Source organism: Nocardia sichangensis, from assembly GCF_047200615.1.
GTDB classification, from domain to species: Bacteria; Actinomycetota; Actinomycetes; order Mycobacteriales; family Mycobacteriaceae; genus Nocardia; species Nocardia sichangensis.
On sequence record NZ_JBJZOK010000032.1, the window covers coordinates 1 to 10,170 of the forward strand.

A 10,170-nucleotide genomic window follows, 5' to 3' on the forward strand; every position below is an offset into this window, starting at 1 on the left:
TCCGCCTCACACGCGGAAGGTCGCTGGTTCGATCCCAGCTGGGACCACACATAAAAAGAGGCCCCGACCAGGCAAATCCCTGGCGGGGCCTTCATGTATTTGCGATCACAATTCCGCGACTGTAGCCAAATCTGTAGCCGCCGCCCGAAAAACGACTCGGCTACACCACCGGTCGATTGTTGATTGCTGTCAGCTTTGCTCGGATCTCCGTCACCGCGTCGACATCACCATGACGCTCCAACCGGTACACCGCCAGCAACACGATGTCCTTGAGCGTGAGGATGGACTCCTGGAGAAAGTCGACCTTCCGGTCGAGTTCCGCGATATCCGTCTTCAGTTCCGCGTTCTCCGTCCGCAGCCCTGCCGCCACCTGCCCGGCGATGTCCGCCGCCTGCGCGCCGATCTGTGCGGTCGCCTGCGCGTAGTTTGCCTGCCTACTCCGCCACCCCACCACCAAACCGATGACGCCGACCAGGCCGCCACCAGCGCCGCCGATCGCGGTGATCAATCCCGGCCAGTCATTCACCTTCGCACCTGTCCATCTCCCGCATTCGACGCGTCACCGCGACGATCCACCGCACATCCCCATAGACGAGCCCCACCGCACATACCGTGAGGCTCGCAGTCACCCACGCCGCGAACGACGCCCGATCCGCCCACGTCGCCTGCAACACCGCCACCACATAGGCCGCCGACGCCGCACCCACGCCGAGATTCCCCGACAGCTGCATCCACGGCCCGCCAACCCACCGCTGTGCCGCCAACCCCAGCAGCGACACAGCAGGGAATATGATCAACATCACAATCCACACCACTGCGAACCAATTCCCCATCGCCTGCGACACCGCCCCCGGCGGCGCACCCTTCACCGCCGCATCCATCCCGGCAGCCATATAGCCGAGGAACACAACCACCTGGAAAGGCCGAACACTGCGCCGGTCATCCGGCCCAATCCCCACCACGGCTACGTCAGAACCGCAGCGAAAATGGTTGCCAACGCACCGAGAACCTTCGGCACATCCGACAACTCGAGATGCAGGTAGCTACTCATCCCTTGCTCACCCCCTTCCGCGGATCACGAAATCCCTCGATCCCCAGCCTCTGGCCGAGCACACCGAGCGCTTCCGGCACGGACAGGTCCGCCAGGAAATCCCAGCGGGTCGGGTCGAGATCCCTGCTCGGATCGTCCTTCGTGCCCGGCCCCGCCAGCTGGTCGAGCGTGTGCCCGGCATGCTGGTCGGTCCACGCAAGCATTTCTCCCGCTGTGGCATCGGTGCGTCCGTCCGGCTTCGCGGGCCGGTGCGCCCACACCGCCTTGGCGATCTCTTCTGCACTGGGCATGCCGTCCTCCTCGATGGTCGTGCTGTGGGTGAAATCTGCGACGTCGGCGGCGAACACATCCCACGGGAAGCCGGCACCGACGTCGGTGTGTGTGCCGATGCCGAGGCACTCGGTGACGTAGCGGTGATCGGAGATGCCGGGCCCACGCCGGTACGGCGGCCGGATGACGTTCGTCGAGAACCCGTACTTGCGGGCGTCCTGCACCGCCAGCCACGCCGCAATACGGATGTCGTCACGGATCCGCAGCCAGTCCTCCCGGCTCCATGAGACCCGGCTGCCCGCAAAACAGAGATTGATGGTGAACGAGTTCGCGTCCAGCACCGACCAGCTCGCCAGATCGGTGTCCACCACGTCGACCACGACCCCGTCACGGACGGTGTAGTGGTAGCTCACCCCGTTCGCCGGATTGTTCAGATAATTCGCCAGACTTTCGGCGGTACCGTCGCCCTCCTGCGTGTGCAGCAGGAAGTTCTCTACCTGCGCGCCGTGACGGCTGGACGCCGATTCGCCCATCCGGTCCAATTCGACGTAATCGGGCTTCATGGACTTACCTCCAGTCGATACAGGCTCGCCCGCCGCGGCGAGCCAGGGGAGCGGGTCGACGGCGCGGCCACCCAGGCGACCCGGCGCCGTCCAGGTCTCGAAATGCAGATGAGGACCGGTCGACTGACCGTGAGTGTTGACGGTGCCGACCAAGTCCCCGGCCTTGACGGCATCACCAGCGCATACGAGGGGATCGCCGTGGCCGTAGATCAGATCCCGACCCACCGAGGCCTGGCAGTCGATCCACACCCACCGGCCGAACCCGTCGACATCGGCCCGCTCGCCGCCCTCCACCACCACTCCGTCAGCGACCGCGTAGAAGGGGGTTCCTACCGCTGCGGCGAAGTCGACACCGAGATGCCCTTCCTGTACACCCGTCACCGGGTTGGCGCGCTGACCGAACCCGGACGACAGAACGTACGAGCCGGGGCGCATCGGATGTACGGGGTTCACCCGCGCACTGTGACAATCAGGGGCGCAACCCACGACGCCCCCTGCGCGGTGATCCGCCACACAACAGACTTGGACTATACATACGCTCACCGGTACGGTGGTGTGGAAGGAAGGAGGACCCCGATGACCGTGAGTTTGTCGATCGCCGGCGTGGCCGATCACCTCGGCGTGCCCCTCGCCACCGTCGAGGAATACGCCGCCAACGGGTGGATGCCACTACCGGACACCCACGTCGAAGGCGGCGGCGTCACTATCGACGGCTGGTTCCCCGACACCGTCGAGCGGTGGCACAGCTACTGGCCGACCGAATACCTGTCCCTCGCTGCCCTGGCCGAACACCTCGAGATCCCGCACAAGACACTCGCCACCTACCTCGAGAATCGGAAGTTCGCCGCCCCCGACGCGCGGATCGGCCGCATACAAGGCTGGCTCCCCGCGACCGGCGAAGCCTGGAAAGCCCGCCGACCCGGATCGGGTTCCCGGTCCGCCGGAGCATGGTGGGACCTCGGCAACGAGACGGTTGTCTATCTCAGCACCCCACAGGTAGCCGAGCGGATCGGCGTCCACCGCGGCGCGATGAACCACTACAAAACGAACATCCCTGACGCACGCATCGGCCGCGTCTTCGGCTCCCTGCCCCAGACCGTAGACGACTGGCAGGAGCGTCGACCAGGGAAGCGGACACCTCGCGACAGCGAGGACTGGAACCTTCCGCCAGCCCTGCAACGAATCGCGTAGCCGACTATCCGATCCCGCCCGCGAACGCAGTGAACGCCGCGAAGCCCTCCCGCTGCTCGGCCACCGAAAACCCCGGCGGCTCCGGATCATCCGCCCGGACCGTCGGGGTGTCGTGATACACGCGACGGTTGAACTCGTCCAACTCCTCCGCCGTCATATGCTCGGTGAACATCACCTCCACCACGCTGAGGAGCGCGTGCATATCGGGCAGATCCCGAAGTGGATCACGATGCCCCGCCAGAATCAGGCGCCCCTGAATCGTGCGCCAGTGTTTCGCCGCGAGAACAGCTAGGCCCGCGACGGCGCAGTAGGGCGTCCTGTGCCCTGCTTCGCGATCTGCTCCACCAGCCGCGACAGATCCGATTCCTCGTAATCCTGATCCGGGTCCATCATCGCGGCCATGATCTCCGCATGCGACCGCGCGGACAAGTACTGCACCAGGAACTGCGCGACCGCATCATTCTTCGCCTTCGCCGGGGTGTGCCTGGAATTGATCAGACCGAACACCTGCAAGGCCGCAGGCTTCGGGATGCGGGTCTGAACCGACCGGCCCTTGAACTCGATCGTCTCGTACGGCCATCGCGGCACCGGCTTACCGTCCTCATCCCGGTACGCCTCCCCCGTGTCAGGGTCGACATCCCACACATCGGCATCCGTGTAATCCGGTTCGGACACGGCGGTGTCCGCAGGTTCGGCGTCCACAACCACCACGTCGCCGGCCGGTTCGATCACCAGGGACTCACCGTCGAGCGCCGCCAGCTCGGCCTGCAACTCCGCGCGCCGCCGCTCCAACTCCGCGCGCCCCTGATCCACTCTCCGCTGCTGGCGGGCCCGCAGCATCGCCGCGTGATCTGCTTCCATCTGTGCGCGCTCGGCCTCGATCAACTCGGCCTGCGCAGCCAAATCTTCCGCCCCACTCGGCGGATCGAAACTCGACATAGTCCATCTCCCTCTTCTCGGCTGCCCTGGACACTGGTGCGGCACTGTAGGGCTAGAGGGCGCAGCCCGTTTGACCGATGGCGGTGTGACCACTGTCGGCCGGGATCACGGCCCAATCGTCATCGCCGACCTCGAACTCCTGGCCCGTCGAATCGATCACCGCCGGTGCAGCCGATTCGCTCACCGACGCAGCGGCGTCACCGCGGCGGGCGCGCACGAGCGCCTTCTCCTGCTCCAACAGGTCGCGCTCACCCAATAGGCGGGCTGCCCTGGATACAGGCGCGCACCGTAGGACGGAGGGGTGCAGCAGCTGAATGGCTGCACCCCGCGCGATCGCGGACAGCTCAGTCGGAAATCGCGTAGCCCCAGACCCCCATGCCGAAATTGCCGTCGCCGAGGGGAATCCTCCATTCCATCTGCACACCGGCCGGGTCGGCGGCGCCGGGGAGCCGCTTCATCTTGATCTCGAAGTGCTTGCCCGGCTCGATCCTCTGGCTGACGCTGTTGTTGCCGGGCTCGCCGGTCTTGAGTTCGACACCTCTCGGCGTGAAGAAGATCGCGGCGGCGGGCTTGTCGGTGTTGTTCGTGAAGCGGTAGACGCCCGCGGACGGGCTGGTAACTGCCCAGGGATCTGCGCTCATGAGGAAGTCCTGTCGTCGGTGGATTGCGGTGGTTCACAGACTGATCGAGGACCGGCTCGGATTGTTACGGGCGGCACATCGTCGGCTTCTGTGAATGACTATCCGTCTATCGGTAGACACTTCTGGCGTGGTGCCGTAATCTGTCTACCACTAGACAGTTAGGGAGGAATTGTGGAGCAGAAGATCATCACCGGCCCCGACAACCTGTACCTGCCGGGCACCGAGCACATCGGCTGGCTGGTCGAACCGGTCTTCCAGTTCGACACCGCGGTCGACGCCCTCAGGACCCTGTCGCTGCTCGGTGAGGACCTTGCCACGGCGCGCCAGCAGGTGAACCAAATCATGCGCTACCTGGAGGCGGCGGCCAAGGCCGCGCACGCCGGGACAGCGAAAGACGGGAAGGTCGCGCCGCAAGCCATCATCAACGAATCCGGCTTGGCCCGCCAAACCATCTACAACTGGATCGAGCCCACGAAATCACCTGAGTAGCATCACGATCGAGGTGCAGCAGTACCATCGGATCGGCGAGTCCCCTGGCGGGTGCGGTTCAAATCCGCGCGTGGCGTTTGGTAGCCCGAGGTCGCTCCTCGATCCCCGTTCAATTCGGGGACGGCTCGCCTCCTACGGGATCACCGGGACCGAGAAGAGATCCAACTTCACGGGCCCGACTTTCCCGATGCGATGAGGGATCGGGTCACCGTATCCGCTGTACCAGTTGAGACCCCACGCGTCGGTCTGCCACGACACCTGACACCGTGCTTTTACGGTCTGACCAGCGGGCAGAGTGATCAGGTCGCCGATCGGGAAACTGATCGGCGGTTGACGATCCTCGAGCAGCACGTATATGGCGACGTTCGTACTCGACACGGTGGTGGTGCCCGCGTCGACCAGGCCCCGAATCCGAGACTCCTCGGTCAAGGCCGGATCGGCAGGCGCGACTCCGAACGATGTGCCCCACTGGTACCGGATCACCAGATGTTTCAGGGCGTCGATCTGGTATCTGACCGCGCCCTGGGTCATCTGCGCGTACACCAACTGTGTGACCCCGGTGTTGTTCAGCCACAACACGTTCGTCGTGAACAACACGGTCCCCGGCGACGGGTTCGACGCTGGGGTGAACGTCGCACCCCCCGCTGTCGCGGACGCTCGGTGCGCAAGCTGATACTGCCGCTTCGGCGACAACACCCCGCTGGGAGAGTCGAAATAGGTTGGGTTCACACAGGGATAGCTCACGGCGTCGCCTCCGGAGTCGCCCACAGCCGCAGCCGCACCCAGTAGGCGCGCACCACCTGCAGCGGGTTGTTGGGTGCCCGCCAACTGCCAGGCGTGCTGTACAGCGCGGCGTATCGGGTGTGCACGATCTCTTCCGGTTGGAGGGTGCCGATTGACTGCCACCAGTTGGAGCTATCCCACCTGCGGAAGAACCGCGTGTAGGCGATCTGGTTCACGGTGACCGGTGTGACGCTGATCCGCGCGCCGATCCCGTTCTCTGTCGCCGACGGCGGCGGCGCGACCGGCGCCACCCCCGTATCCCAGCTCACCGCATCATCCAGCACGTACGAATTCGGGTTCGAGGTGATGATCATGCGCGGCGGCCGGTGGATCTCCAGCCAGATCCGCTGCTGCGCGCCTGTCGTGTTCGCCCACGTGAGTTCGGAAGCGATGAACGGCACCGGGTCCGGGCTGCGTTCCACCGCACCGTCCTTCGTGGACGTCGTGAACCGCTCGGCCACGATCCGCGGCACCCAGGCCGCCGCCACGTCCGTGCCCGTCGGCGACGACAGCATCCACTCTGAGGTGCAAATCGGCACAGACACTAGGCCACCCCCTCATCCAGGGTCGGGAACGCCCACAACCGCAGTTTCACGCCACGCGAATACGCCTCATGGACAGGGGTGTTCGCGGACGCGTTGTTGCTCCACGGTGGGGGAGTCCACACGTACACCACATACCGCACATTCAGCGTCGACCCCGCCGGAAGCTCGATCAACTCCTCACTGCTGCCAGCCGGATAATCCTGGTACACGACCCCTTTGAACGGTTGCGTGGTTGTGTCGGTACCGAGGTCCGGCGCCATCGTGCACAACGAATTCACGAGGTCATAGGTGGGGACCGCCGGGGTGCCGTTGATGCGGTAGTTCCACGCCTCCCAGATTTCGACCGCGTTTGGATTCGAGGAGATCAGCGTCCGGTATGGGCGGATCACCTGCAACCGCATCAACGCCGGCAACGGGGAATCCGACGCCCACGAAATCGACGTATCGATCATCAACCGCCCCGGCTGGGTGGTGAGCCCCGACGACGATATCGTGCCGTCACCCACCGATGTCGCGGTCACCTGCGCCACCATCCGCGGCGCCGACCACTTCTCCAAACCCAGCGTCGCGCCACCACCGGTGATCTTCAGATTCTTGCTCACGCATACCTGCGGCACGGCTATCCCCTCTCCGCGATCAGGAACATGTCCAGACTGCTCGGCACACCCGGGGAGAAGAACGCGTTCGCCCCGATCACGGTGGAGGTCTCCGCGATCACGAACACATCGACCCGCTGCCCGGCGACCAAACCCACCACCTTTCCCGGCGGCACTGTCACCCACGGGATCAAGTCCGGGTTGTCGACGCGCCCCCCTGCCACAGGCACACCATCCGCCCGGATCGACACCGACAGCCACTGCCGGGTCTTGAAATGGATGTTCGCCGACACCCAGTAGGCACCCGTCTTCGGAACCACCACCGAATCGAACATGGTTTGCCCACGGGTCCAGTCCCCGCCGACCTCCACCGCTGTGCCATCCCAGATCACCGCCGCGCCACTGGTGCCGATGTTCTGCTCTGCCGTGCGCGTCGCCCCCAACGTCGCCGCTATCGGGTCCTCGATCGCATCCGGATCGTTCTCCCCAGCACCAGGTTTCCGCGCCAGGATCACCGACCCGCCCTCGACATGGGACCCGACCAGATGCCCCTCGGTGGAAGCCGACAGAACCCACGGCCCCACCCGCACACTGGTCGGGTTCTCCAACGACTCGAGTCGGCGCGTGGTGTCGCGCGCCCACTCGGCATCTGTCGCCGGCGGAGTAACCGGCTCCGCTGTCCCGCTCACGTTTGCACCTGCGCTCCAGCTTTCTCGAGGTCGGTCAGGACATCCGGTGTCGCCAAGCGGACCGCTACCGAGGTTCCTTCCGCGCCGCCGGTTACCGTCACCTGGTCCAGACGCAGCACGGTACGCAAACCCAGCGCAGACACCACCAGGTGAACGCCCGGGATCAGCTGGTTCAGCTCGATCGGCGCATCAGGGGACAATGTCGCCGAGGTGGGGATAACCAGTTCGTCCCGGATCGCTGACCGCCGGTTGACGTACTGCGCTGCTGCGGTCTCGATGTTGGTGGCTCCACCGAGATCATCGAGGGACATGATCGATTGCAGATGCAGTCCGACCAGCGGTGTGCGGCCGGTGACAGCGCTGTTCTTCCCCTGCACCCGCACATCGTTCGAGGTCTTCGCGCCGGATCGGCGGATCATCGCGCCACCGGACAGATCGTGCTCGGACAGTTCGGCGACCGGTGCCACGGGCTGCTCACCGAGGACCGGCCGCCCTTTCGCCACCGTCCACCGCAACCCCATCTTCGAGAGCGCATCCATGTCCTGGTGCAGCATTTTCAGGTCGGATTTGACCTCGAAGTCGTAGCGGCTGTCGGTGCGCGCGGGCAGCACGATCGGATCGGCACGCACCGAATGCAGGGTCAGCATTTCCGCCCACAGGTCCGCGGCGATCGGGGCCACATCCATCCCTGACCAGCGGCGCGTGGTCTGTGTCCTGGTGCGCCACATGAACGTCGACACGTCCCGGCAATCCACGCTCATCCCGGTCCGATCCCGGGTGGTCTCCTGCACCGGCCCGATCCACTGGAGGCTTTGACCGTGCCAACAGGAAACCCAATGCAGCCAGGGTGTGATCTCCGCGCCCAAATCCTGCATGGGCGCGGTCAGCTGTAGCCGGGAGACCTCGTTACGCTCCCGCGACCACGTGAAGGTCTTCGGGGTTTCTATCGCGCCCAGCTGCACACCGTCGAACGTGTGCACCCCGAACGCCGCGGGTTCCAGCTTCATGCCGACCTACCTCGTACCTGCACCTGCACCGTGAAATCCAGGCCGGGCTCATGTTGGGCGACCAACTCCCAGCACTGCCCGACATCGAGCACCACCGCGGTCCATGGCGCACCAGACGGGGTGGACACGATCCCGCGCTGCTGGATCTGAGTACCGTCAACGATTGAGTACGGCCGTCCCTGAACCGAGTCCGCGACCACCGTCGCCCCAGCAGGCAACCCCGCGACCGACAGGAACCCGGTCCGGTCACACAGCGCGGTCTCGCCACACGGCCGGAACCAGAAATTCACCGACACCGGATCATCGCCCGCGGTGACGATCACGGTGACGGCCTGGTCCACACACAGCACCCCCGACGCCGTCGGGATCTCGTACACGCTGGTCTCGACCGCGCACAACGGGGTGCAGCCCGCACACACCGGCGGCTGCACCGGCCGCACATCCACCGTCGCAGGCACACACTCCACGCTGGCGAGGATCGGTATCTCATCACACGAGTTGGGGTCCGCGCAGTCCGGGGCGTGTGCCCACGTGATCTGCTCGGTGACCGTCGAATCCCACACCACCGTCGCCGAGGTGACCGGCCCATACACGTACGGGTCCAGCACCGCCAACGAGAAATTTCCTGCGAACAGGTTTCCCTGCCGATTCTGCTCACCCCGCGTCCCCCGCGACTGCGTCACCTGCGGTTCTTGGGTGACCGTGACCCGGTTCATCACCCGCCGCAGACTGGCAGGCACCGCCGCCGAGTTCTCCGGGTGTGCGGCAAGGAATTCGAGGGTTGTCCCGCCCCACGCTTTCGCCGGCCGCAACCGGCATGCCAACCACTCCAGCCCATACACCGCGCCAGCATTGGTGCACGCGACGATGCTGAATTCGATGTTGAGGGTGCGGTATTGGTCGCGGTGTGGACCTGCCACACCACCCGGACCGATCGCGTCATCCACCTGACGAGACACCGGCGTCGGACCCCACCCGTCGATCTGGGTCACCCAAAACCCCAGCAGTTCAGCGGATTGCGGGATCGCCGGGTCGTACCAGGGTGCATCGGCGATCACGTACGGGCCATCTCCGAGGAACGCTTGCAGTCCCGGCCATGAATCGTCATAGGACACGTAGTCGGCGCGGCAGACACATTGCCCCACGGCCTCTTCCATGGTCTGGGGGATGCCGGGGCGCGCGTGCGCCACCAACCGGCTGGTGTTGGTCAGCTCCACACCCGCGAGGGCGAGCCATCCCCTGAACACAATCAGCCCTCCGGATCAGGCGCGGACTCAGCGACCGGGGAAGGCGCGACCACACCCACCAACCCCATGTACGACTCCGGCTCCGGCGCGTCATCAGGCACCAACTCCGGCGCCGACCACGACCGCTGCGCCAAGTCCTCGGAATACACGACAGCCTCC

16 protein-coding genes are annotated in these 10,170 nt (G+C 65.3%); 2 read left to right on the top strand and 14 right to left on the bottom strand.

The features are described 5' to 3' along the window. Positions 1-160 precede the first annotated feature (160 nt). The 3 genes from ACL03I_RS32125 to ACL03I_RS32135 form a co-directional block, all read right to left on the bottom strand. Entirely contained in the window at positions 161-526 is a 366-nt protein-coding gene (locus tag ACL03I_RS32125; RefSeq protein ID WP_412807722.1) for a hypothetical protein, read from the bottom strand. Beyond that, on the bottom strand, positions 519-914 hold the full coding sequence (locus tag ACL03I_RS32130; protein ID WP_412807723.1) for a hypothetical protein: 396 nt from the start codon (positions 912-914) through the stop codon (positions 519-521). The genes ACL03I_RS32125 and ACL03I_RS32130 overlap by 8 nt, the downstream gene beginning before the upstream one ends. Before the next feature lie 133 nt (positions 915-1,047). Further along, the gene (locus ACL03I_RS32135) at positions 1,048-2,337 is read right to left on the bottom strand and encodes a M23 family metallopeptidase (RefSeq protein WP_412807724.1); all 1,290 of its coding nucleotides are present in this window, start codon (positions 2,335-2,337) and stop codon (positions 1,048-1,050) included. Positions 2,338-2,460: 123 nt separating this feature from the next. Here ACL03I_RS32135 and ACL03I_RS32140 point away from each other — a divergent pair, with 123 nt between their 5' ends. Continuing rightward, entirely contained in the window at positions 2,461-3,075 is a 615-nt protein-coding gene (locus ACL03I_RS32140; RefSeq protein WP_412807725.1) for a hypothetical protein, read from the top strand. A 4-nt stretch (positions 3,076-3,079) separates the two neighbouring features. Here ACL03I_RS32140 and ACL03I_RS39570 read toward each other — a convergent pair whose 3' ends face one another. The 4 genes from ACL03I_RS39570 to ACL03I_RS32160 form a co-directional block, all read right to left on the bottom strand. Further along, positions 3,080-3,439, bottom strand: coding sequence for a DUF7240 domain-containing protein (locus tag ACL03I_RS39570; RefSeq protein WP_459561395.1), 360 nt, complete (start codon positions 3,437-3,439; stop codon positions 3,080-3,082). Next, entirely contained in the window at positions 3,364-3,960 is a 597-nt protein-coding gene (locus ACL03I_RS32150) for a hypothetical protein (protein WP_412807727.1), read from the bottom strand. The genes ACL03I_RS39570 and ACL03I_RS32150 overlap by 76 nt, the downstream gene beginning before the upstream one ends. 106 nt (positions 3,961-4,066) lie before the next feature. Next, positions 4,067-4,252 (bottom strand): hypothetical protein, encoded by a 186-nt coding sequence (locus tag ACL03I_RS32155; RefSeq protein WP_412807728.1) that lies wholly within the window; start codon positions 4,250-4,252, stop codon positions 4,067-4,069. 106 nt (positions 4,253-4,358) lie between these two features. Then, positions 4,359-4,655 (bottom strand): hypothetical protein, encoded by a 297-nt coding sequence (locus ACL03I_RS32160; protein WP_412807729.1) that lies wholly within the window; start codon positions 4,653-4,655, stop codon positions 4,359-4,361. Between the two features lie 171 nt (positions 4,656-4,826). Here ACL03I_RS32160 and ACL03I_RS32165 point away from each other — a divergent pair, with 171 nt between their 5' ends. Beyond that, positions 4,827-5,144, top strand: coding sequence for a hypothetical protein (locus ACL03I_RS32165; protein WP_412807730.1), 318 nt, complete (start codon positions 4,827-4,829; stop codon positions 5,142-5,144). A gap of 132 nt (positions 5,145-5,276) precedes the next feature. Here ACL03I_RS32165 and ACL03I_RS32170 read toward each other — a convergent pair whose 3' ends face one another. The 7 genes from ACL03I_RS32170 to ACL03I_RS32200 are packed head-to-tail and all read right to left on the bottom strand — an operon-like array spanning position 5,277 to position 10,160. Beyond that, a complete protein-coding gene (locus ACL03I_RS32170) occupies positions 5,277-5,912 on the bottom strand; it encodes a DUF7172 family protein (RefSeq protein ID WP_459561392.1) in 636 nt (211 codons plus the stop codon). Further along, entirely contained in the window at positions 5,885-6,472 is a 588-nt protein-coding gene (locus ACL03I_RS32175; protein WP_412807732.1) for a DUF7172 family protein, read from the bottom strand. Before ACL03I_RS32175 ends, ACL03I_RS32170 begins: the two co-directional genes overlap by 28 nt. Continuing rightward, complete coding sequence (locus ACL03I_RS32180; RefSeq protein ID WP_412807733.1) at positions 6,472-7,074, bottom strand: DUF7172 family protein; 603 nt, start codon at positions 7,072-7,074, stop codon at positions 6,472-6,474. The genes ACL03I_RS32175 and ACL03I_RS32180 overlap by 1 nt, the downstream gene beginning before the upstream one ends. Positions 7,075-7,091: 17 nt before the next feature. Beyond that, positions 7,092-7,757, bottom strand: coding sequence for a hypothetical protein (locus ACL03I_RS32185; RefSeq protein ID WP_412807734.1), 666 nt, complete (start codon positions 7,755-7,757; stop codon positions 7,092-7,094). Then, positions 7,754-8,764, bottom strand: a complete 1,011-nt coding sequence (locus ACL03I_RS32190) for a hypothetical protein (RefSeq protein WP_412807735.1) — start codon at positions 8,762-8,764, stop codon at positions 7,754-7,756. Before ACL03I_RS32190 ends, ACL03I_RS32185 begins: the two co-directional genes overlap by 4 nt. Continuing rightward, positions 8,761-10,011: a sugar transferase gene (locus ACL03I_RS32195; RefSeq protein WP_412807736.1), complete on the bottom strand. Its 1,251-nt coding sequence runs from the start codon at positions 10,009-10,011 to the stop codon at positions 8,761-8,763. Before ACL03I_RS32195 ends, ACL03I_RS32190 begins: the two co-directional genes overlap by 4 nt. A 2-nt stretch (positions 10,012-10,013) precedes the next feature. Then, the gene (locus ACL03I_RS32200; protein WP_412807737.1) at positions 10,014-10,160 is read right to left on the bottom strand and encodes a hypothetical protein; all 147 of its coding nucleotides are present in this window, start codon (positions 10,158-10,160) and stop codon (positions 10,014-10,016) included. Positions 10,161-10,170: the final 10 nt, after the last annotated feature.